At 37.0% G+C, this 24,501-nt stretch carries 14 protein-coding genes; 4 read left to right on the forward strand and 10 right to left on the reverse strand.

The window, feature by feature from the left end:
- Positions 1-95: 95 nt before the first annotated feature.
- From H1225_RS13520 to H1225_RS13550, 9 genes are all read right to left on the reverse strand, one after another.
- Complete coding sequence (locus H1225_RS13520) at positions 96-2,900, reverse strand: RHS repeat-associated core domain-containing protein (RefSeq protein WP_239739165.1); 2,805 nt, start codon at positions 2,898-2,900, stop codon at positions 96-98.
- Positions 2,901-3,084: 184 nt separating this feature from the next.
- Positions 3,085-3,330 carry a putative adhesin gene (locus H1225_RS18480; protein WP_354384728.1) on the reverse strand — a complete coding sequence of 82 codons (246 nt, stop codon included), beginning with the start codon at positions 3,328-3,330 and terminating at the stop codon, positions 3,085-3,087.
- A gap of 106 nt (positions 3,331-3,436) precedes the next feature.
- The gene (locus tag H1225_RS13525; RefSeq protein WP_239739167.1) at positions 3,437-6,271 is read right to left on the reverse strand and encodes an RHS repeat domain-containing protein; all 2,835 of its coding nucleotides are present in this window, start codon (positions 6,269-6,271) and stop codon (positions 3,437-3,439) included.
- Between the two features lie 56 nt (positions 6,272-6,327).
- The gene (gene lysC / locus H1225_RS18455; RefSeq protein WP_420910159.1) at positions 6,328-6,609 is read right to left on the reverse strand and encodes an Rz1-like lysis system protein LysC; all 282 of its coding nucleotides are present in this window, start codon (positions 6,607-6,609) and stop codon (positions 6,328-6,330) included.
- Positions 6,500-6,856, reverse strand: a complete 357-nt coding sequence (locus tag H1225_RS13530; protein ID WP_072064413.1) for a DUF2570 domain-containing protein — start codon at positions 6,854-6,856, stop codon at positions 6,500-6,502. The genes lysC and H1225_RS13530 overlap by 110 nt, the downstream gene beginning before the upstream one ends.
- Positions 6,853-7,242, reverse strand: coding sequence for a M15 family metallopeptidase (locus H1225_RS13535; RefSeq protein WP_161670883.1), 390 nt, complete (start codon positions 7,240-7,242; stop codon positions 6,853-6,855). The genes H1225_RS13530 and H1225_RS13535 overlap by 4 nt, the downstream gene beginning before the upstream one ends.
- On the reverse strand, positions 7,239-7,556 hold the full coding sequence (locus H1225_RS13540; RefSeq protein ID WP_072064415.1) for a phage holin family protein: 318 nt from the start codon (positions 7,554-7,556) through the stop codon (positions 7,239-7,241). Before H1225_RS13540 ends, H1225_RS13535 begins: the two co-directional genes overlap by 4 nt.
- Positions 7,557-7,618: 62 nt before the next feature.
- On the reverse strand, positions 7,619-11,950 hold the full coding sequence (locus H1225_RS13545; protein ID WP_239739168.1) for a SpvB/TcaC N-terminal domain-containing protein: 4,332 nt from the start codon (positions 11,948-11,950) through the stop codon (positions 7,619-7,621).
- A gap of 55 nt (positions 11,951-12,005) precedes the next feature.
- On the reverse strand, positions 12,006-18,875 hold the full coding sequence (locus tag H1225_RS13550; protein WP_219515396.1) for a Tc toxin subunit A-related protein: 6,870 nt from the start codon (positions 18,873-18,875) through the stop codon (positions 12,006-12,008).
- A gap of 430 nt (positions 18,876-19,305) precedes the next feature.
- On the opposite strand from H1225_RS13550, the gene H1225_RS13555 reads away from it, so the two are divergent.
- Positions 19,306-20,178, forward strand: coding sequence for a LysR family transcriptional regulator (locus H1225_RS13555; RefSeq protein ID WP_161670886.1), 873 nt, complete (start codon positions 19,306-19,308; stop codon positions 20,176-20,178).
- A 4-nt stretch (positions 20,179-20,182) separates the two neighbouring features.
- Here the strand turns inward: H1225_RS13555 and H1225_RS13560 are convergent, their stop codons facing one another.
- Positions 20,183-20,638 carry a regulatory protein RecX gene (locus H1225_RS13560; RefSeq protein ID WP_072064419.1) on the reverse strand — a complete coding sequence of 152 codons (456 nt, stop codon included), beginning with the start codon at positions 20,636-20,638 and terminating at the stop codon, positions 20,183-20,185.
- A gap of 345 nt (positions 20,639-20,983) precedes the next feature.
- Between H1225_RS13560 and H1225_RS13565 the strand changes: the two genes are divergently transcribed.
- Genes H1225_RS13565 through H1225_RS13575 form a run of 3 tightly spaced genes read left to right on the forward strand, consistent with a single transcriptional unit; the run spans position 20,984 to position 24,266 of the window.
- The gene (locus H1225_RS13565) at positions 20,984-21,970 is read left to right on the forward strand and encodes a hypothetical protein (RefSeq protein WP_161769641.1); all 987 of its coding nucleotides are present in this window, start codon (positions 20,984-20,986) and stop codon (positions 21,968-21,970) included.
- Positions 21,970-23,112 carry a BamA/TamA family outer membrane protein gene (locus tag H1225_RS13570; RefSeq protein ID WP_161724098.1) on the forward strand — a complete coding sequence of 381 codons (1,143 nt, stop codon included), beginning with the start codon at positions 21,970-21,972 and terminating at the stop codon, positions 23,110-23,112. Before H1225_RS13565 ends, H1225_RS13570 begins: the two co-directional genes overlap by 1 nt.
- Positions 23,112-24,266 carry a DUF4056 domain-containing protein gene (locus H1225_RS13575; RefSeq protein ID WP_006536245.1) on the forward strand — a complete coding sequence of 385 codons (1,155 nt, stop codon included), beginning with the start codon at positions 23,112-23,114 and terminating at the stop codon, positions 24,264-24,266. The genes H1225_RS13570 and H1225_RS13575 overlap by 1 nt, the downstream gene beginning before the upstream one ends.
- The last annotated feature ends 235 nt before the right edge of the window (positions 24,267-24,501 follow it).

Genomic DNA, 24,501 nt, shown 5'->3' on the forward strand with positions numbered 1-24,501 from the left:
ATCTCCTTGAGATATTGCCGAACGATTCAAATCGGCAATTTGTATTTGAAAATCAATATAACCTATCTTTCAGTTTATCTTGAATCACTTGACGTCTAGGCTTTCTCGTTTAAATGTGACGATAGTTTGTTCTCCATTCTATTATATTGATTTTTGGGATGGTAATTCGACCACTCACTTTTTCCAAAAATTTCCTCATGAGATATTTTTTTACCATCACGGTAAAATATCAGGTTGGAGCGAACTTCGGGAAGGTCTCTATGTCGGTATAACCAACGAAGTTCACTGGATGTTATACTCGCCCCGTGTCCTTCTTTTGATATAACCACACCAATATCATCTCCAATGAGATCGGTCATAAAATGAAGCGGTTTTTTTCTGACTAGCAGCTGAAACTCCAGCCCGGCTTTACTGGTCTTTTTCCATAAAGGAACCCCAAATTGCATTGCTTTCCATGGTTCTGATATAAGTTTAGTCGCCTCATCCTGATCTATGACATTGTATTTCTCATGAGAAGAAATAAATTGTCTGAATTGAATGGCTCGCTCAGGATCGTTTAACTGTTTTTTTATCATTTTGTTATCAGAATACTCCTTAGGCTTGCTAACATCCCAGACAGCATTAGTGATATCATTTTGAATGATAATATTAGTTTTCTCTTTCACCTTCCGGAAAGATTGTCTAATGAATTTCAAAATATTTTTAGTAGATGGTGGTTCAATCGCTTCTATTCTTTTAAAGCCGGAAGAGCTCAACGCAGATAAAGATTTCTCTCGAGGCTTATCTAAGCCATAAAGAATATCTCCCCTTTGAAATATTTCTGTCAAAGGTGTGCCATTTGGTATGGAGTCAATAGTTGGCATTCGCCCATCAGGATCATGAAGAGTCACTGGGTTATTACGTACCATTCGGTATAAATTTAGCCCATCAATCGTACCGGCGGGGTCGGCACTTAACCAACGACCAATCCACGGCTGATAATAACGGTAACCGTAGTAATACATTCCTGTAGAATCTTTTTCTTTCCCTGAATAACGAATGGTTTTGTAATCCGCCTCTACCGCATTTTCGCTGGACCAAATGGCTGTACCCCCATAAGGGTAATATTCCTCATAACTGACTAATTTCCCTTGACCGTCCGTTTCTAATCCGCTGTTGCCAATACCATCATCATAGCTATAACGCAGTGAGTTATTTTCAATTTCTTTCGGTGAGCCAATCTCCCAACACAATGCCCTGACTTTTGCACTGATACCCGCGTTAATTTGAACGACAGCATATTTCTCTGTAATAGCACTTGCACTCACCTCCCATTGTTCAATATTCGGTAAATAGTGCGTAGTGACTTTTTCTAAATCACCGTCAGCAACTTTGCGCCCGCGTATTTTCGTCATACGTTGGCTCGCACTGTTATATTGATAGGTTTCGCCCTCAGACAAATGCCCACTTTCCATTATCTCTTTGGTGGCTTTCAGATGATTACGGTTATCCCAAATAATGGCATCCCCATTAAGAAGTTGGGTTAAATTACCACTCTCATCAAAATAGCTATCCACGTTTTTTGGATCTGAACATTGTGACTTTAATAAGGCGCGATTGGTTTTATTTGAAACGGTAATATCTTGAGTAAAACTTTGTTGCGCAATAGCTGAGTGATGGCGAATTTGCGTTAAATTACCGCTTCTGTCATAAGCGTATAAGCGGGTGTAATTAGTATAGCTTTGTGCATCTTTCACTAACGTAGTAATTGGCTGAGATTGCATTGAAGCAGGCGTTTGTTGATTGGCGGATTCACGCCCTGTTGCACTGACCAATTGATACAGTGAATCATAAATATAGCGATTTTCAGGCACCACTTTCTGATTGCGCCAATAACGCGTCGCTTCTGCATCATTTTTCAAACAAATAATGTTGCCCACCGGATCATACTCATAACGCAGATCTTGCATGACCTTCGCCCCTAACGCATGACCTTGAGGGCGCTCTGTTTTAATATGCAATAAACGTTGTGTTTCTGGCTCATATTCATAAGTGGTGACCAAGCCATTACCCTGCTCTTCACGCAGTTTTTGCCCCGCAGCTGAGTAGGTTAAAGCACGTAAAATCGCTTGCTCTGATTGTCCTTTTAACGTCAACCAAGTTTGTTTTACAAAGCCTGCAATATCATAGGCAATACGGCGTTGATGGCCTTTAGCATCGGTTTCTTCTAATACAGCACCCGTTGCATCATAAGTATATTGAGTAGTAAATTTTTCAGCTTGTTGAATACTTTGCTCACTGCCGGTACTCCAATTAATGTTATTACCTACAATGAACTGTTGTGTTTCTGATATTACCGCACCTTGTAACGAATAATGGCTATATGTTTTTTTACCTGCAGTATCAAAGTGTTCAATACATTTTCCAACTTGGTTGGTATCGATTAACTCACTCGCGTTTCCTTGTCCCCATTTAAATTTTTGAATAACCTTCGTGTCTGAATTCCCTAATTTTCCTTCTTCTACTTTCTCTAAATATCGTTCAAACCCAGACTGACTATATTTATAGATTGTGACCGTTCCTTTGGCATTAATCTGCTGTGCAACCGTGCCTTCAATATCATTGAAATTAAAGCTATTCCCATTATCAACCCCTTGAGATAAAGTAATGGCGCCACCTAAGCTTATGGTTTGTTGAATATTAGGTTGAATAGAGGTGTCTGACTGTTGTGCGTCATACAGTCTTGCATCAATGCTGCGTTCTAAATAACCACGCGCATGATACTGATGGCGCGTAATGCGTTCATCGGTTTTATCCAGTGAATCAGGATGACGACAATAACTAATCTCACGAATGGATGATCCGCGATTATCATAAACCACCACGCTGGGGGTTCGGGTATATAATAGTTGATTTGACATATTTTTAATTCCTTGTGGTTTTCTCTTTATCGTTAATAATTATTTTATTAGTCATTAACGGTGAATAAATACCTTTGTTTATTAAGATATATTATTAATTTATTTATAGGCTAAATACCTTGTGATTAAATTAACCACACTTAGTCCTTAGCCTCTAATCATTATTAATCGAGTTACAATAAGATTATTCTAGTCTCTGCAGTTTAGGATTATAATTCATATTGGATCTACAAATTTCGCCACGACAAAATGAGCAGACAATATTGTCATAGTGAATATTATTTGCCTTTAAATCATGGAAAATCCCTCCTATATTCGTCGCTGAAGTACCTAATTTGCTATCAATTCTGGTCGAGTTTTTTACAGTAACAATATCCGTTTTTACTGTTTGTTTCTGATTTATTCGTATAATTGCTTGATTGACAGCCAATGCATTACTATTCTATCGGGTGTATTCGGCTCATATTCCGATAAGTTATTGCCGAAGCTTATCTTATCGTCTTTGAGACTGACTAATAATATGTTTATTAAAAACACTATTTATTTACAGGTTTAAGTTGTTCCAAAGAACGTGATGAACTCACATTATAAGTTTCATTGTGACTCAGCATTGCACTTCGGCAAAAACCACAAACGATATTTTTATAATTGATATCATTTTTTTCTAATTCTTTTAAAACACTTCCTAATGTTACATTTGCTAATAAGCTCTTTATATCTTTCCTATTTCTGACAATTAGAAAATCAGATCTCACCGTATTACTATCCATTATTGCAAAATCTCTATTTGAAGATAATGCCGTAGCGACGGATTCAATCGAATCATCTTCATATTTTGATATTGCGTAGTCCTTTACTTTTCCTTTTGAATGGCTACCTGATAACTCCCATAATCCTCGACTATTTAAAATCTCAACCGCATTTTGTTTTTTCGGAATTGTGTCTTCACTCGTAATAGAAACAAATGTTTTACTTTTTCCTGTCGCTAAGTTAGATATTTTAGGATCAGCTAAATACGTTTTATGTGGATTTAAGAAATCTAATGCAGTCCCTTCTGGCGGAGAAATTTCATTGTGCCAAGGGAGATATCCACCATGTGATGTAATCACTAATTGTTCTGATTGATGGTCTGGTGTCGATATTATTTTAAAATATTTACCTAATTCACTAATCCCATATTTAAAGCCTTTTTTATATCCTGTTAATTCTTTATATTCTGTTGGTAACTTATTAACAAAATGATGAGTATTTAAAGTATTCGCAGATGTTTCTGATAAATTAGCCGCTTCACTTGTACTTGTAGATGCTAAAGTATCTTCTTTTAATGGCATTCGCCCATCTGGATCATGTAATGTCACAGGATTATTGCGCACCATGCGATATAAATTTAGCCCATCAATCGTACCGGCGGGGTCGGCACTTAACCAACGACCAATCCACGGCTGATAATAACGGTAACCGTAGTAATACATTCCTGTAGAATCTTTTTCTTTCCCTGAATAACGAATGGTTTTGTAATCCGCCTCTACCGCATTTTCGCTGGACCAAATGGCTGTACCCCCATAAGGGTAATATTCCTCATAACTGACTAATTTCCCTTGACCGTCCGTTTCTAATCCGCTGTTGCCAATACCATCATCATAGCTATAACGCAGTGAGTTATTTTCAATTTCTTTCGGTGAGCCAATCTCCCAACACAATGCCCTGACTTTTGCACTGATACCCGCGTTAATTTGAACGACAGCATATTTCTCTGTAATAGCACTTGCACTCACCTCCCATTGTTCAATATTCGGTAAATAGTGCGTAGTGACTTTTTCTAAATCACCGTCAGCAACTTTGCGCCCGCGTATTTTCGTCATACGTTGGCTCGCACTGTTATATTGATAGGTTTCGCCCTCAGACAAATGCCCACTTTCCATTATCTCTTTGGTGGCTTTCAGATGATTACGGCTATCCCAAATAATGGCATCCCCATTAAGAAGTCGGGTTAAATTACCACTGACATCAAAATAGCTATCCACGTTTTTTGGATCTGAACATTGTGACTTTAATAAAGCGCGATTGGTTTTATTTGAAACGATAATATCTTGAGTAAAGCTTTGTTGTGCAATCGAAGAAGTGTGGCGAATTTGCGTTAAATTACCGCCTCTATCATAGGTATAGAAACGGGTGTAATTAGTATAGCTTTGCGTATCTTTGACTAACGTTGTCACAGGCTGAGATTGCATTGAAGCAGGCGTTTGTTGATTGGCGGATTCACGCCCTGTTGCACTGACCAATTGATACAGTGAATCATAAATATAGCGATTTTCAGGCACCACTTTCTGATTGCGCCAATAACGCGTTGCTTCTGCATCATTTTTCAAACAAATAATGTTGCCCACCGGATCATACTCATAACGCAGATCTTGCATGACCTTCGCCCCTAACGCATGACCTTGAGGGCGCTCTGTTTTAATATGCAATAAACGTTGTGTTTCTGGCTCATATTCATAAGTGGTGACCAAGCCATTACCCTGCTCTTCACGCAGTTTTTGCCCCGCAGCTGAGTAGGTTAAAGCACGTAAAATCGCTTGCTCTGATTGTCCTTTTAACGTCAACCAAGTTTGTTTTACAAAGCCTGCAATATCATAGGCAATACGGCGTTTATTTCCCTTTGCATCGGTTTCTTCTAATACAGCACCTGTCGCATCATAAGTATATTGAGTAGTAAATTTTTCAGCTTGTTGAATGTCATTTACTTCACGACTTGAATTCCAGTCAATAACACTCCCCATATAAAATTGTTGCGTTTCTGCAATAGCATGCCCCAAGAGAGAATAATTTCCATATGTTTTTTTACCTGCCGTATCAAAGTGTTCAATACATTTTCCAACTTGGTTGGTATCGATTAACTCACTCGCGTTTCCTTGTCCCCATTTAAATTTTTGAATAACCTTCGTGTCTGAATTCCCTAATTTTCCTTCTTCTACTTTCTCTAAATATCGTTCAAACCCAGACTCACTATATTTATAGATTGTGACCGTTCCTTTGGCATTAATCTGCTGTGCAGCCGTGCCTTCAATATCATTGAGATTAAAGCTATTCCCATTATCAACCCCTTGAGATAAAGTAATGGCGCCACCTAAGCTTATGGTTTGTTGAATATTAGGTTGAATAGAGGTGTCTGACTGTTGTGCGTCATACAGTCTTGCATCAATGCTGCGTTCTAAATAACCACGCGCATGATACTGATGGCGCGTAATGCGTTCATCGGTTTTATCCAGTGAATCAGGATGACGACAATAACTAATCTCACGAATGGATGATCCACGATTATCATGAACCACAACAGTCGGGGTTCGTGTATATAATTGTTGATTTAACATATTTCTATAATTCCTTAGTTTGTATATTTTTTATTATCTAGCGCATTGGTACCGAGCTAACTTTTTGTTGCCAATATTTCTGCCACCGCTTTTTTATCGGTATTACATTTCTCTAATACCAACATTAAACGCGCCACATAATCAGGATAATCCCCCCACACTTGCACATTAAAAAACGGCGCGGAACAGGGCTGTAATAAGTGTGTTGGTACAAATTTATCTGGCGCTTTAACGACGGTTAAGGGTGTTTTGCTGCAACTGGATAACAGCGTCAGGCACAGACTCATTAGCACAAGGCGCTTGAGCCAAAATTTGCCGTAACTCTTGGCGTATCGCATGATTTTCTTCCTCTAAATAGTGTTGCTCCTTTTGTTGACGCGTTAATGTTTCTGACATTTTTTCGGCTTGTTGATGCCATTGCACTAATTGTGATTGCAACGTGCTTTGTTGATATTCAAGCTGACTATTTTGCTCAGAAAGTCGACTTATTTGGTTATGTTGATAACGAATAACTAGCAATGTAACGACGACAATGAGCGCTCCCCCACCCTTAACCCCCAAACGTAAAAAAGTGCTTATATTCATGGGTATGACTCACGGCATAATTCGTAATGGGGCCCATCGCGAAATGAAACCCAATTTCCCCCCCAATTAATTGAAACACCTAATTGGGAAGATGCTTGTTTCATGGCTTTTGATACTGATTCAAATGCAGACCAATCTTGCCAAGGGATCGCACCATTTACTAATGGCACAATATCAACTGCATGGCCCGTTAAATGGCGACTATTCAGTGTTTTGCTTTTGCCCTCTTTTATGAGTGCTTTTTGACGTTCTAATGAACGAACGCCTTCAATCACCACAAAATCATATTTACTCAATGTCAATGCCAAATGGACAACGCGGACAAGATCTTGATGTACATCCTTTAGGTTATTTTGGCTTCGTTGACTCAATGTATAAGTATTCATTTCGGCTCCTTAAGGTTGTTCACACCAAAAATACGGTGCCACAACCAAATCAGTGTTGTACTCCCCATTGAGCCAAAAAGTCCTGCAATCATGTAAGACATATAACGACTTGCACCACTTTCAAAACTTAACAAGCCCCCCAATAGTCCAGTAAAAACCGAGATAACCACTTGGCTTGTAATTCCACACCAAGACCACTTTATTTGTTTCTGTTTTATTTCCATTAAATACCTCACGATACCTCCCCAGGCTGAAAATCCACCGATAATCATCCAAGCGAGTGCATCACTTTCAGATGGGATTGCGACCAGCATAATAAAATTCCTACGTTAAGCGGGTTAGAGAGAGAAGAGTCAATAACCCGCATTTCATCACCTTATGTTAAAGTGTCATTTTCATCTTCCTGCACAATAAACCAAGGTGTCACAAGGGTATTACGCTGATAACCTTTGGCAGTAATAACCCGATATAAACGCCCCAATGCGTCATAGTAGTGAGTATCAGCAAAACGATTTTGCTGAGCTGAACTATCAGCAAGATAACGCCAGTCATTAAGAAAGTAAGGTTGATAAACTCGCTTTACATTCCCTTTGTTGTCATATTCTGTTTCGCCTGAAATAGCCCAACGAATCGTGGTGCTCTTTTGTTGCGCTCGCTGATTTTTATCAACCCTCAGTGTGGCATTATCGCTACGTAAAAAGGCTTCACCGGCTTCTACTCTGATAGAGGTTTGCAGTAAGCGACCAAAACCATCACTAAAAGCAATTTGCTGGCGAATTTGCTGCAGTGAGTCACTGTCATAACGGTCTGTCATGATTTGCAATGCATGAGGCGGTAATTTTGCTGATGTTGACATCCAGCTATCTGTCACATACACAAAACCCGTTGCAATCGGCAGTGGCGAGGTTAATGCTAAAGCCCCATCGATGGTTGTCGGCATAGTAAACGCTTTATCGCTATAACCGCTTTGTTTGCCGTCTTCCGTTCCTGAAAAACGCGTCGTCGTCACACGACCTAAACCATCAAAAGTGACTTGATGAATATTATGATTGGCATCAGTAATCGAATTAGGCGATAAAAAACGCCAATCGTAAGTGAGATGGAAATCTTGTGTATTCTGAGGGGATCCTTTACCCATTAATGCGCAAAATTGTTTATCCCATAACAGTTTGTAATCACAAGAAAGCGCAGACTGTTTATACACCAGCGGTTTGTGAAACTGAGCTAAAGTACCGTAGGTTGTAACGCCTAATAACTGTTTTATCCACAGCTGTTTCTCTTTCTCTTTTTCATCAGCAAACTGATAATTTGCTTGTGAATAACCCGCATCTTTCAGTACGTTATCAAGCTGTAATTGAGGATAAGGCTGCGATAATACTCTTGCTGTCTCTTCATCCAATTCTGCGGTTTCTGTATAAGCCAAACGAATAGGAAAATCAGGTGTTTCCAAGGTTGCTTTATTATCAGCATCCATATAGGCAAACTGCTGTTGACCAGCAAATACGGATGCGGATTTTTGTGTGAGCAAATTATTGGTTGCTAATAATGCTTCGACACTTAAGCCCTCTTTAGGCTGTTTTTCTGCTCCCAATGTCCAAATGTCTTGACGACTCGCATTAGTAATCGCGAGCTGATAAACCTGTTTTTCAGGATGAACAAGATGATGGCAAGTTTGACGCGATAAACTCAAACATAGTGTCTGTTGTTGTTCGTCATAACTTGATGCCCATAACGTTTCTGGCAGGCTTTCGTAATGCTGATAAGGATTTTTCGCCCCCTTAGCGCGTCTTGGATAGTTAATCGAAACGGCTTTAGAAACAAAACCATAGTCGTCTTGCTCTAAGGTGATCTGTTGATGACAAACAGGATCAGAAGCAATACGCTCATAATGATAGACTCGACTTTCCACGGTAGACGGCATCACGACTGGCGAGCGCCCTTGCGCTTCAATTAAACGCACTTGTGGTCGTTGTTCAGTGACAGCATAAGGCACATCAGCAACCACTGCGTTATCTAACCCATAGATTTCTTTTCTGCGTAACTGACCTTGTAACCCACGCTCAAACCAATAGGCATGTTCCTGATAAATAGCATCATCACAGGCTTTTTCTGAGGTGCCTTCACCTTGTGTAAATCGAGGAGAAAACAGTGGAAATGCAGCATCGTCGCCTTGCCAAAACTCATCAGGCATTTGGGTATCAACGACGGATTTTCCTGTTAAAAACCATTGTCGAGTTAACGCACTTGGCGTTTTGTCTGCCAGATCTTCTTCACTTTTAAATGACTCTGCATTGGTCATTTCAACACAACCAAAACCACGAAACTCTTTTTCTATACCATCCCAGACACCATGACGATAGTGGTAAGTTTGTGTTAAACGGCTTTGCGTAATTTCATCAATAGTTTCAATTTTCCACAGCGTATGCAGTGCAAAAGGTAAATGGCTAACCGCTTTCTTTTTATTTTGTTGTTGACGAGCCAATTTCTCATCCAGCCAATATTGCGCTGAACTACGGTAGTGCAGAGTTTGAATCAAACCCATATTGTTATTAATCGATGTTAATAACCACGGTTTTTGATTTTGTAAAGAAAGCACCCAATGTTGTGGTGTTGGATACGATTTTGTCAGTAAAATACTGGCAATTCCTAAACCTTGCACATCAGCAACTTGTAATTGGCAATGGCTATCAAAACGTATCCCTTTAGGTAATGCGATATCATCACCACGCACAAATTGTTTCCCACTTTGGTTAAAATACACTTCTAAATGGGTCGATTGAGCGTAAATAATATCAGTGGTACCACTACCATCGAGATCCGCTAAATAGAGTTGATTAGGGTTGAATTTAAGGCGATCGGCAGAAAATCCAGGAATAGTGATGGGTAAACTGAATTTCCCCTCACCTAAATGAACCCAACATGTCAGACCTTGGTAATCCACTTTAATTAAATGTTGCTGACCTGAACCCAACACATCACTAAATGCCACTAAGGTACGACGATTGACGTTTTTAATGGGTAACGTTACGCCTTCAGCCTGCATCACCTCTTTGCTTTTTTTCCAACCTTGAGCAGAGCCAGCATAAAGACGAATACTACGAGGACCAATTAAGGCGAGATCAGCAAAACCACTGCCTGTTAATGAAGTCATTTCCGCTCTAGGATGAAAATATTCCACAGGTAATGCATCAAGTGGCACAAAATTCAGCCAACTTTCTGCTTTCGTTTCATCCTGAGTGTAATAACCATTGGCATGACCTTGTGTCACTAACCAATCCAGTTTTCCATCACCTGTTACATCCGTCAGCATGGCTGAGTTTCGTAATGATGGAATAATGGGGAGTTTTTTCGCTTTGTCCCAAGTGACCGCATTTGGGTTTTGCTTATCTTCTTTTCTGATGGGGGCGCGATACCACCAAGCGCCACTGTCTTGATACAACACACCTGCAAGCCCTTCACCCAATAAATCGACATATTGATAAGGCTGTTGTGGTGTAAAAGAAGCCAGTTCATCCAATGATTGCCATTGTGCTTGTTTAGTCGCACCTAGCATTTGCCAATCAAATTTCACAGGGGGCAATGTGACTAACGACTGAGCATCTTTATTATCGTTAAACGCAGATTGTTGCGCCGAAACTAAAATTGAACCCGATCCCGACTCGGCATAAGTCAGTGTTAATCGAGCAACTAACTCTGGAGTTTCTGCTAATGCAGCCTGTTTTTCCAAGCTTTCAAGACGGTGATACATCAACACTTGGCGGCATAAACGACGAGTGCGTACTTCAAAACCGTAATGAAAAAGAGAAAAACAGTCTTTACGTAATGCCCATGCTGAATTGCTCTGCCATTGAGGATAAGTCGCTAACGCACTACTGCGTTCACCGTAATCAAACACCAGCACAAACAGGGCGTTTTTCGATAATGTATTATCGGATTTGACACAAGAAAAAACACGTTCACCCACAGGATTACCGTAATACACTTTCTCTAAATAACGTTGTGTATTGGCATTCACATGCGATTGAATTTCTTGTTGATCACACCCCTGTTCATCTTCAGCACGATAATGATATTCAATTTGTTCACCTGTTGCAGAAACAGACGCATTCAGGTTCCATTGCGCAATGTGCGCGCGGTTTTGGCTATCCACAATCTGTGCTGTTATTTCATAGCCGAACAAATGAGCATCACCGTTTGCATTCAGCATCACCCAAAACTGAGTAGGGATATTTGCAGGGACATTCTCCTCATGTAATGACCAAAACTCAAAACGACTAAAGCTTTTCTCAACACGAGAGCGATAAGTAATTACTTGATATTGATGAGCAAGTTTTACGCCAAATAACTCATCCCGTTGCGCAATTTCAACTTCACCGTTCTTATTGATAATCGGCACAATCACTTCGCCATTAGCACCCACAAACTCATCTAATTGTGTATACGTCGGTACGCCTTTTGAAGTACGACGACGGATCGACATCACACCGACAGACCAACCAAACCCAAATGCGCCGTTACCTGCTTGATTTTGATAGGTTAAGCTTAAAGAAGGGGCATAACCACGACCTTTACTAATAGGCAATGGTAAGCTAAAAGTGGCAGCACCATCCGGACCAACAGCGCCCATATTGCCGGTTAATCCTGTGACAGCACCACCGCCTTTGGGTAAATTTGGCGCATCAAAGGAGAGTTTCTCTGAATTTTGCATGTAGAACTCCTGACAGGCTCCGTAAGGAGCCTGTAATTAATTAAGATTTGGATAATTAACGAATGGTGTAATTAATATGGAGAATGATGTCGTTTAATGTCAGTAACATCTCTTTTTGCTTATCTGTTGCATCAGGGAAGCTTAAAGTCAGTGTACTGGTATCATCCACTGGTAAACCTTCAAATGGTAGATAACGATCATCATTAAAATTCAGTTGGAACTGGCCGCTGTCATTCATGCCATGAGAAATCGCAATCGCACTACAGCCTCGAGGTTTCACTGCACTACCACCATAATTCAGCACTGCACGAATATTCTGATAAGCACCTGTCAACATAGGTAATGTCACACTAATTTGTTTAACGCGACGCAATTTACCTAAATCAGCAGGATAATCTTTTCCTATTGCTAAGTCAGAGAGCTTAATAGAGGCTTGTAGCTGTCCGTCTTTTAAGCTAATACCATTTTCAGCCGTACCAAGCTGTGTTTTCGATTTGTTAATCACATCAGCGACTTGCTCAAAACCAAACTTATTGCTGCTTAAACCTTGATACACATCGGCCAACGACACAATCTTGGTGATTTCCAATACACGGTTATCTTTTTCAAAGTAGCTGTTTTCCATTTGGATCAGGTTATGCATTAAGCTTTCACCCGCCATCAAACCAGAATAGTTACCTTGCCATGCCCTTGGACGAATAAAGGTTTGTGTTTCACCTAAGTCGTACTGATAAGCCAATTCTGCCATACGACAACGAGAAACAGTTAAGTCGTAAAAAGGTTTATAAATCGCCATTAATTTACCGCGTAACCAGCTATACAGGGCTTTATTGGTAAACTTATTTTGCAAGAAGATTAAGTGCTCTTGTGTTTGCTGTTGTTGTAACTTCATACTATCTAACTGCAGTTTCGCCGCTTGTCGACGAACCTCTAATGCGGCAAGTTGAGCATCAAACTGATCTAATTCGGATTGTGCGGTGTCACATAATGAGCCCCACTCTTCATAACGTCGACGATAAGACTCTGATTGACTTAATCTATCTGCGGAAATACGGGTGGCAGAACTTGATAATTGCAGAGCAATTGATGTTGCATTAAAAATAGCGCCAAAACGTGATCCCCCGACAGCCATACCATAAATATTTGGCACAAGATCTGCAGCCGCTGCTGCCATATTGAGCCCTTGACTTGCGGTATTTAGCACAGAAGAGCTCAAATAGAGATCCATGGCTTGTTGTTCTCGCGTGCTAATATTCTGGTTATACAATTTTTTATAATAAGTAAGGCGTTTATCAGCACCTGAACGTAAATCCTGTAATGCTTTTTTATTATGCTCAAACTCTTCCAGCATTTTCTGCTGGTATTTGATATTTTGCAGAATAATTTCGCTACCTTGAGTGATCAATAATTCAGATAATGCTTGTGCATCTTGGCGTTCTGTAATGCTAAAAAGTGAGCTACCAAATTGCATTAGCTGATTGACCACGGATTTTGCGCTATTTAAAATAACAGGGAAGCGCTGTGTTGGCATCACTGCATTTGGCAAACCACCACCACCTTGTGATAGATGCACGGCAGCATTTTGCAGTGCTTTAGGATCTGCTGGTGTCGTATAAATTGGCAGTGACAACGGTTGTCCATCAATCGATAAATTGTGACGTAAGTTAAACAAACGAGCTTTTAATATGTCTCGATACTGCGCTAATTTTTCATTAATTTGCGGTAAAAAAACCGAAGTTAAGGTATTTGCAGTACGCGGTAACTCCCCATCGTCACACACTTCATGAATTACGCGTGTTGAGGTTGTTTTTGATGCTGCATCAATTAGTTTTGGTGCAGACCAAATAGCGTCACTGACTGATTCCGTTTCAGCACCTAACAGTTTCAGCGCCTGCACATACCACATTTTAGCTTCATTTAAAGAGTCTCGTTCAAGTAGACGATAAGCGCTGTCTCCCCTTGCCATAACAATATCGAGGTACTTCATAAACGTAGCCAGCTTATAGTGCATTGGATCAGCTTGTGACACAGCATCAGGATCGGTTGAATCCAATTGGTCATTATCCCAAGCTATATCTGCTAACAATGGCTGCGAATTCCAAACACGATGAGTATGAGTATCACTATCAATATAACCAATTGGACTAAATACATAACGTAGCCAACGATTAGCTTCATCGTAATTTTGTCCTTCTAACATCACATTTGCTAACATCATCGGAGTGTAATAGAACAGTTCCCAAAAATAGAGGGCATTAGCACCATTAAAATCCATCGGTACGTCAGCACCTTCATCCAAAGCAGGTTCAGGTAGCCTCTGAGAACTTAATGTTAAAATAGCATCAATTCCTTTATTCGCACGTTTGACTAATTGGCGTGCAAATAACGTATTTAAACGTACTAACAAAGGTTTATTTGCTACTGTCATTGACATATATTGAGCATGTTTTCGATTTGTTTTTAAGCTAATAACACTTTCATTTATATTTTCCAATTCACTAACTTTGAAAGAACATAAGATTTCAGAAATAACTTTTTGTTTCTTATTAACCGCTATTACTTTTGTAGTTAATATTAATTCACCATCATCATTAAAATCACTTAGCGGCACATCAAGCTTAAGTACATTATTTTTACTATTGAAGCTATTACTGCCTTCATTTAAAGAAGTATTGGCTTTAGACCATTGTTCAAGAGAATAGGTGACTTTATTATCTGGATTAGAAGATAATGTTATCTTAATATCTTCAATCATTTCATCATCAGTATAGATAACTTTATTTAAATCACTCTCACTAATAGTCAATGGGTAAGATATCATTTTCCCATATGCACCCAGAAGCAAGTCACTCTTTGTTTCTCCTGAAACAGAAAAAAGAAATCTTGGCGTTTCTGTGTTTAAAAATTTTTGTAACGATACATCGCCTAACTCATTAGAAAGCGTAAAGGCGATTTCATTTTTCGATGTATAAGTTAATAAATTATTTGACTGTTTAGTGAAAAAAGCCAGTTCTACGTTATAGTCTTCTCCGTTATTAATATCTGAGCCTTTAATTATCGCATTTTTATTATTATCATAAATAAAGAAGTAAACTGTATCTGTATTAATATCAAAACCCAAATAATAACTATAATCAGTTTTTATATTAAAAGCCAAAGTTTCTAACTTACCGACACTACCAGAAGTATAAACAATATCCTCTAATATAGCCCCCTCTTTTAACAAACCTTTAAAAATATCTTTAATAGATGCAGGAGCAAGATGTCCATAATTAACATCACAGTTAATAAAAGCGGAAAGATAACAAGATAACATTTCATTTTTCGATTCTATACTTACGCCATTAATTAAACTGCCTGAAAGAGAAACATTTTTAGAGTCAGTCGTTTTTATATTATCAATAGGATCATGAGAAATAGAATAAGCAAATTTTCCTCTCAACATAAATTTGTTATTAACATTATTAATGGATTCTTTACCAACTATATCAAATTCAGATTTCACATTAATATAAATGTTTTCTGCATTTTCTTCATTTGAGTCCGATATATTAGAAAATATCATTTCATTATCAATAGAATAAACATTATACTCCTTATTTCCATCATCATAGGTATCCTTAGTGATATAAGTTAAAAAGTATAATTTATCAAGCTCTTGATCATAGCTTAAATGAAAATTCCCTTCTTTTTTCTCTATGATATTATTAGAAAATTGGAAATCAATAGGTGAACTCCAAGTTCCATCATAACGGATATGAGATAGATTTAAACTATAATGTGCCTGCTTAGAAATTGGTACAGACGTCGTTTTTTCTTTATTTTCAATTTCTCTATTCTCAACTTCTTTACGTTCAATCCAAGCAACATATAATCGATTATTAAAAATAACAGGGCGAATTAAATTATTGTAAGGGTTAGCACCATTCTCAATTTTCGTCCACTCAGTCCAGGCATTGGATGCCATGACACCTTTTTTTATTTTACTATGATCTGCACTACGCCAATAATAACTTGCTTTTTCTGATGCATTATGACCAATAAAATAAGTCTTTCCATCTTCTAATGTCACACCATCATGGTAACCACTAATTACATCTAAATTAGCAATTTGTTCAAAAGAAGTTAAATATGTTTTAAATGCATCATCAATTGTATCACTGTTAATGCTATTTTGACTGATCGTCTGTAACAGCGTATCCATCATTTTAGTTTGACCAATACGTACTGTAGGATCAATATAATTTTCAGGATAATAAGTTAATAAAGAGATGCCACTCCAAGTGCTATAACGCTTATTATATTTATCCCAATCTATAAAAAATTGACGAGATTTAATAGATGTGTGATTAGCTTTCATATCTAAGGATAAAAATTCATTGATATATAGCTGTATACTTGCAATAGCTTGTTCTATCTTTGTGGTTTTTATTTCAGATGAGATCTTATTATCAATCAGTAAATAATAATAAACATCATCACTAGTTACTAAATTTAACTCACTAAACTGATTAATATAAAATGAACATAATGCAACACTCTTTTTTTCATCCATTTTATTTTTTAGTAAAATAGCTTGTTGAGCGTTTAATCCACTTTGTAAGTTTTTACTGACTCTATCCCAATTCAAATAATCTTCTTCTTTATTACCACTTATGGAAAATTTTAATTTAGTTAATAAATCAAAATTATTTGGTGTAATATTAAAAACTTTAACCATATCAATATAGCTAGAAATTTCTTTGATATTATCAAACTTAATCACATCATCAAGTTTCAATAGAGAGATTATTTGATTAATCACATCTTCACTAACTTTATATATTTTTGATAAAGTTGAAGCTCGATCTCTACCTATAATAATGTTTAACAGCTCCTCTTTATTACTTATTTTATCTAAATAAAAATGATGAAAATCAGATAAATCTTTTATTGACTTGATATTTGGAAGGATTATTTCATTACCAATCGCACGTTGCCCCCCCAATATATCTATCTCATCTTCATTTAAGCCTATTTTAGCAAAAATAGCGATCATTTGGCATAAATTTTGTATATAAGTAATAATATTATTTTTATCCTCTTGTGTTTTATCTTCCTTATTGATTAAATCAACAAAATTATAAATAGTTAAATTTAATGAAGCTGTAGATTCCAGAGTAATCCATACGGAACCAGCTTGCTTTAAAGAAGAAATATGAAAATAAGAAGATATTATAGGTAAATAAGATTCTAATATTGTCTGTGGATATAATAAGGCATTATTAACTAACTTAACATTCATTAATTCTTCAATAAGATTTTTTATTTCATTTGTATAGCGCAAATCATATTGATTTGCCGTCATTACATATAGTTCCGGAATATTCAATTTATAATCTTGAATAAACTTTAAATAATTATCTATTGTATAAATTAAATTAGCCGCATCATCCGATGAAGATTGTTGATTAATGGGTTTACTAAAAGGATCTGACAACATATCGAGTAATAAAGAAAGAGTATAAATATCTAGGCCATGTACTGTTGCCAATAAATATACTCGATATAACAGTGAAATATTTTCTATAGAACAAGTAAATTCCGTTGTTTTACCTGAAGCTAATTTCCACATAGCAGCAATACCAATATCATCGGCATGAAATGCTCTTTTTAAGGTATTAATACGTATAATATCATCTGGAGATGATGAATTAAAATCAAGTGCTTTATTATCTGCAATAAATTTTAACTCACCTAAAGGCGGAGAATTAAATAAAACATCAAATAGAGACAAGGAATTATTTAATGTGTTTTCATTAATATTAGCACCATTAAGCACTATAGATTGTTCAATATTAATATTGTATTTCTCCATAATATATTGCACATGAAGAATAGAGCGGATCACCTCAGAATCAATATTGTTATCATTATTTTTTGTTTTAATTAAAATAATTAAATTATCAACAGAGATCCCCGTTGCTTTATGCAAGCGAATAATTTTATTTAAGATCAACATGCCTTTTGAAGATAATTCATTATTTACTTTAAGTGTATTAAATAATGGTAATATTTCTTCTTCTGGAATAGAATAATATTCAGATAAGAATCTTAGATTATTTTTTAAACTAATATCCTTATTTCCGAAATTTTTCTCTACTAGTTCATCAATATTATTTTCAGAAATTACTTCTGTTAAAATAGTATATAACTCAGGAGAAATCGATGAAATAATTGTTGAGATCCATTCTGTATCCAAAATATCAAGAGAATCCTTAGCTTTCACTAATTTATCAACCAAGCCATCGTGTAATAATAATGTTTCTCGAATAGTTTGATAAGGTTGATGATAAGGATTTTCACCCATTGTACGGTGTGTTGCTAGTTCTTGAAATAAATCTTTATCATTACCTAATTTATATTGTAATGCTGTGGTTAATATTTGATTTGATAAAGACAGTGTTGAAATTTCTTTATCCATATTTTCTTGAGAAAGTACTAATTCTGCTAAATCAGGACGGCGTTTATTAAGGCGATACCTTGGGTTTTCAGCATGTATTTCTTTCGCTTCACGATAAAGTTCTGTTAAATAACCCGCAGGCGAAAACATCGATGCTACAGATTTAGAATCGACATAATAGTTGTCTCGATTTGGGATCCAATTTTCTAATGTATTACTTTGAGCAATCTGAGATCGCATTCCTAAAGCCACTGCATTTTGCACTTGTGGATTACGACGTGCTAAATAGTGTGCTTCATTGATTTTACTCATTTTGGCGGCTTTTTGTGCTTCTTTATATAATGTTTTTGCTTCATGCCAACTGAGTTTTTCTTCACTAAGTGCATAAATTTCATGAAGCGATAATGGTGTTAAATCGTTAAGCGAGATCATGTCTGATGTATTCGCCTTCATTTTTGTTAAAAGCGTATTAATGTTTTTCATTAAATATTTTCCTAATATAAGTTAATTTAAAATAGAGAGAATAAAATCTGTATTTCATCTCGAAAATTAAAATATCAAGAAAAAAAAATAAGAAAATTGACTTTTTTATAAGCTACTATTGAGTTTTTTTATTCTTTACCGACTAATTACTGTTTTCAATTAAAAGATAAGCGTAAAAAATAGAGACAAACAACAAGTAAAATAGATTGATAAAAAGTAATCAATCATTTGATTTTGTTTTTATAAAAAATACGACTATTTATTATTAATATTAGTCAATAATATCGCTTTTTAACTTTAGCTTTGGAATTATTTCATTTTTAGTCGTTATAAAATCATTATTGATAAACATCAATATAAAAATATCACTCAGGGCGATTATTAAAAAATAACTTATATGAGATTTATATGATTTGTGGAGAATGTCTGAATGTTTTTCTCACGAAAAATAAACCAGTTCTTTGCTGTCGCGACTTGTCAAAGTCTAGTAAAAGCAGCAGAACAAACTCGTGTTACCCCATCCGCACTACGCCATGGTATTAATGAACTTGAAAGCCAATTGGGTAAATCACTGATTAAACGTTCTAAAAATGGGATGGATCTTACTCCCGCGGGAAAATCACTCTATAACCGTTTGTATCCTTATTATGAAAAAATCCGAAAAATTGAAAATCAAATAATGAACTCAAACGAGGAGAATACCTCGCTTTGTATCAAGTTAGATGGTCTTTATTATCCTGACTTAAAAACAAAATTATTGGAGATCCGACAAGAAAACAATCGATATAAATTATCGTTAGAAGATGGTTGTATCGATAATATTAACGAAGAACTTTTTGATAAAGAGTTTGATCTTGTTATTTCGTCTCTTGAATTTGATTATTCTTATAAAAAAATCAATGCGATTAATTTATGCACACAAAAGGTCGGTTTATTAGTAAATAAAAAGCTGATTGAAAAATATCCAGATACCAAAACCTTCTTTGCCAAAGAAACCTTAATACAAAGAAGCAGTTCTTTGCGAAATCCGATATTTACAACCATTTTAGAAAGACTAAAAAATAAGGGATATCAATATCACACGTTAGGGTTAACGGAGATGGCAGATGTCTTACATTGTGTTGATGAGGGCGAGGGTTACTGCTTTATACCCGAAAATATTGACTATATTTCAACCATTACAAACGATGAAGTACAATTTATACGATCTCCTTTTCCTTTTGACTTCTTCTTACATCAAAAAGTCTATTTTAAAAAAGAGAATAATAAAAATTTAGCCGATATCGCAATGACACTGCGTTAATGACTTAAAATAGCGAATTAATATATTCAGAGGTAAACCCTCGATATTGCAGATAGCGAATTTGTTTGGCTCTCTCTTTAAAATCTTTGGGTTTGTCTGTACCAAATTTTTTCTCTTTAAGATCTTGGCAGAGTGCGTACCAATCGGTATCTGTTTCTTCTAATACACGATCAATAATTTCGCTAGGGAATCCTTTTAGGCGTAATTCTTGACGAATACGTAACGGCCCATAGGATTTATTTAAATAGCTACGAAAGAAACTATAAATAGTTCGATTGTCATCAAGATATTGGCTTTCAAGTAAGCGTTCGATGACTTGAGGCAAACATTCAGGGGCAGTAGGTGAATCTTTCTCAGTTTCACGAATTCGGCGTTCGATTCGACGTTGTAGCTCATTTGTACTGTAATCACGACGAGAGAGCATAAAAATAGCGTACTGGTAAAGCTCCTGATAGGTCATAACGGTCCTTTCTTAAAAGCGTTCATAGGATATAGCTATTATCATAACGTTTTATTGCCCAAATAACTTATCCCGATAGCCATTTTATCGAAATAATAAAAAGTAATAATTAAAAGAAGAATAATCATTATCTTTTATAGTTTAAATCGACTACTTTTATTAAGATTAGCTTAGAAAAAATAAGGTTTTTTACTTAATAATCCCTTAATAATACTATGATAACGCAAAATATAAGTATCTCTTACTGTATATCGCACTTATAGCTGGTGATCATTAATAAGAAAAAGATTAAAATTTCCGACTACTCTTTTACTACTTACTTTTTTAATTTTCTGTGGGTTATATATGAACTTTTCTAATTTAAATAAGGTGGTATTAACCGCCTCCCTTCTTGTGACTGGCTTTTCTTACGCGGATAGCGATCGCCCACTGCTTTCTTTAAGTGTTAGCCAGTCTGGCGGTACTGCTTTAAATAGTGAAGGTTCATTAGATACTCGTACCCCAGCAAGCCAATCTCGTGTTTTACCGATTTGGGGCGATGAAGCTCGCGCCCGTGGTTATGATTTACCCGAGCCTTTTGGTGCCAGCTATAGCTATATGAATCTGCGCCAAGATATTATTGTGGATAAAATAGGTTTCATTATGCCTAAAAATCCTGCCACCGCAGATGCACTAAAAATAGATGCAGGTCATACGCGTGAAAAAAGTGAAACGCATATGCTAAAGCTTGATAGTTGGGTATTCCCTTTTATGAATATTTACGGCTTATATGGCCGAACTAAAGGTACATCAAAAACAATCCTAAATGGCGGTAGTTTGGGTGGTATGCCTTTACCATTTATAGAAGGCATGCCTTTCGACCTTGATTTCAAAGGTAATACTTATGGTGGTGGTTTTACTTTAGCAGGGGGGTATAACCAATATTTCGCTACTTTTGATTTAAATTACACCAAAACCAATCTCGATATCTTAGACGGTGATATTAAAGCCTTAGTGATTTCACCCCGAGTCGGTTATGAATTCGTCTTTTCACCTTTAATTGCTGGACAAGGAAATACCAAGTTACAAGTATGGACAGGTGCAATGTACCAAGATATTACTCAACGTTTTAAAGGTAATATTAATAATTTAAACCTTCCTCCCGCATTTTCAGGTTTAATCCAAGCTTTAAATGATCCTGACATGAAATTCGATGTTGAACAGCATCTTGCTCATAAATGGAACCAAACGGTGGGTGCCCGTTTAGAAGTCACACGTAACTTTAATGTCATTACAGAACTCGGTTTTAATAACCGTAATAGCTTCTTTGTTTCAGGTGAGTTCCGTTTTTAATGGTTAAATACCCTTTTATTTTGGGGCTGGCTTTTGCCAGCCTCTTTACTTCACACACCGCACAAGCACAACTCTTTCCCGATAGACAACAAATAGACCAATGGTTAGTGGGCTTAGGGGGGGAGAATAACTTCGATCGCAGTAAAACTATCGACTGGGGAATATTACCGGGCCCTTTTTATACACCAGAATTAGAGTTGGGTGTCGGGATTGCCCTTGTTGGGCTTTATCAAGCAGATAGTCGCCCTGATAGCAAAATTTCGTCTTTCTCATTAAGTGGCTTTGGCTCATCAACGGGTGCTTTTGGTATGACCTTTAGCAACTACACCTATTTAGCAGATGATACTTGGCGCTTTTATCTCACTGGTAGATTAAACAATGTCCCTACCAATTATTGGGGTGAGGGTTATCACGAAGGGCGAGTAAAAGATCATTTTGGCGAATTTCGCTCTCAAGAATTGCGTCTAACACCGACTTTACTGCGCCAAATTACCAAAAACACCTATATAGGCTTAGGGTGGGATTACTCCAATCTACAAGCAGCCGCCCCCGATGACCCCTTTAAAGCCTATATGAGTACACGCGATTTACCTTTGCGTTCAACTAGTTCGGGAATAACAGCTCGCATTACTTACGATAGTCGCGATTTCTTACCGAATGCTTATCAAGGTCAAGCTTTTGATATCAGCTATACCCATTATTCACCGAAGACAGGCAGTAATAATCGCTTTAATGCGACCCAAATACAATATAACTACTATTATCCTTTAAGTAATAATGCGGTATTAGCATTTGATAATTATGCACGCTTTACGTCGGGCAATGTGCCTTGGAGCCAATTGTCAAAACTAAGCAATGGGCACCAAATGCGGGGCTATTATGAAGGCCGATACCAAGATAATCACGTATTTTCAACCCAATTAGAGTACCGCCAAAAACTCGATTGGCGCCATGGCATTGCACTTTGGGTTGGTGGCGGTACGTTAAGCGATCAAGCGCGCGATTTAGGTAAAGGTCATTGGTTGCCGAGTATCGGTATTGGTTATCGATTTGAGTTTAAACCCCGCATGAATGTACGTCTCGATTTTGGTATCGGTAAAGAAAGTACAGGATTCTATTTTCAAGTAGGTGAAGCATTTTGATGTTTAAGCGGTTTCTTTTTATCAATACCATTGTCTTCTTCTTATTTATTACGGGTTGCACTCAAGTCACACCGGTTAAATCTCTGCATGCCAATCTTGATAGTGTTACCCACGAAGAAGCAACACAACTTTGGCAAACACCTACACCGTTAACAGCACCCAATGGTTTAAGACCTTGTTGTGCCTTTGGTTACAACTTAAAAGTTAAAGCGTTCGAAATTCCTATCCCGTTTTATCGTATTGATAATGTTGTTGAAGCCTCTGCATTGGGTAATCATCGTTATAACGACAGTTTTTGGCTCGGTACTGTGGCAGTATTAGGGATTGGAAGCGAAAAATCCGGTTTAATTTATTCACACAAAGGGGGATTTCTAGATATCGCCCATATTCGTGACACCGCAGATTATACTTATTATCTCTTTAGTCATATCTTTCCAAAATTAGGCCAAGAGTGGACATTAGCGCTAAGTGATGAGTTAGCACAACGTAAGATCCACTTTAATGCATTTACGCCACCTAAAAACGAATTAGAACGTTATACCTTAAGCGCCTATCTTGCCGCACACCTCGGTTATCGCCTCGCTGTCTGGCATGAAATTGCACAGTGGTATGGTTTTCGTTCTGTCCCCGGTTTTTCAGAAGGTATCTCAGCATTTTCACCTGAAGATCTCTATTCCAATTTAATTGGCGCAAGGCTTTCTCTTACACTGATCTTAAAAGGCCACGCCACCAGCCTTGAGCAATATAATCAATCAATGCAAGGTATTATTCCTTCTGCGCTCTACCAGTTAGAAGCTCAGCCTCGCCAATTAACACAACAATGGTTTGATGTTATTGATGGACAATGGTGGGATAGTCAGCAACGAGTTCCTGATAAATTTTTAGTTTTAATGCGTGATTATCATATCTCAGACCAACGCTATCCAGTGTTACCTTTTGAGGAAACAACGTCACCCCACTACCTCACATTACCAAATACTTATTCTGGTTACGTTTTAGAACAATTAGCAGAATTTCAGCTTTGGCCAACAAAAGAGATGGAGAACTTACCTCATCCCAAAACCTACTGGAGTGAAGTGGACTTTACTGATTTAACAGAAAAAGCGCGTGAAATTGATAATAAAACTAGACCAAAAACAACAAAAATTGACTAAATAACAAACAAAATTGACACATTAAAAATGCTTAATTTTGCTAAATTTGGGTTAAGTCACGTCTTTTTTTATAAGATAAATTTAAGTTTAGAACAAAAAAGCACTTTTTGTTAAAAGAAAAAAGCGATTATAAAACGAGGCTTTCCAGTAAAACTTATACACTTTTTTAACAAATCACTCGTAGTTATCCTAATGTGAGGCGATATTTTGTAGATATGAAAAAAGTAATTTGCTA

Origin of the sequence: Proteus penneri, assembly GCF_022369495.1 — a bacterium.
In the GTDB taxonomy this organism is placed as follows: Bacteria; Pseudomonadota; Gammaproteobacteria; order Enterobacterales; family Enterobacteriaceae; genus Proteus; species Proteus penneri.

Bases quoted from the DNA above. Each gene is read 5' to 3' on its own strand.
- H1225_RS13520 (WP_239739165.1), bottom strand. From the start codon at position 2,900: ATGTCAAATCAACTATTATATACCCGAACCCCCAGCGTGGTGGTTTAT.
- H1225_RS13525 (WP_239739167.1), bottom strand. From the start codon at position 6,271: ATGTTAAATCAACAATTATATACACGAACCCCGACTGTTGTGGTTCAT.
- lysC (WP_420910159.1), bottom strand. From the start codon at position 6,609: ATGCGATACGCCAAGAGTTACGGCAAATTTTGGCTCAAGCGCCTTGTG.
- H1225_RS13530 (WP_072064413.1), bottom strand. From the start codon at position 6,856: ATGAATATAAGCACTTTTTTACGTTTGGGGGTTAAGGGTGGGGGAGCG.
- H1225_RS13535 (WP_161670883.1), bottom strand. From the start codon at position 7,242: ATGAATACTTATACATTGAGTCAACGAAGCCAAAATAACCTAAAGGAT.
- H1225_RS13540 (WP_072064415.1), bottom strand. From the start codon at position 7,556: ATGCTGGTCGCAATCCCATCTGAAAGTGATGCACTCGCTTGGATGATT.
- H1225_RS13545 (WP_239739168.1), bottom strand. From the start codon at position 11,950: ATGCAAAATTCAGAGAAACTCTCCTTTGATGCGCCAAATTTACCCAAA.
- H1225_RS13550 (WP_219515396.1), bottom strand. From the start codon at position 18,875: ATGAAAAACATTAATACGCTTTTAACAAAAATGAAGGCGAATACATCA.
- H1225_RS13555 (WP_161670886.1), top strand. From the start codon at position 19,306: ATGTTTTTCTCACGAAAAATAAACCAGTTCTTTGCTGTCGCGACTTGT.
- H1225_RS13560 (WP_072064419.1), bottom strand. From the start codon at position 20,638: ATGACCTATCAGGAGCTTTACCAGTACGCTATTTTTATGCTCTCTCGT.
- H1225_RS13565 (WP_161769641.1), top strand. From the start codon at position 20,984: ATGAACTTTTCTAATTTAAATAAGGTGGTATTAACCGCCTCCCTTCTT.
- H1225_RS13570 (WP_161724098.1), top strand. From the start codon at position 21,970: ATGGTTAAATACCCTTTTATTTTGGGGCTGGCTTTTGCCAGCCTCTTT.
- H1225_RS13575 (WP_006536245.1), top strand. From the start codon at position 23,112: ATGTTTAAGCGGTTTCTTTTTATCAATACCATTGTCTTCTTCTTATTT.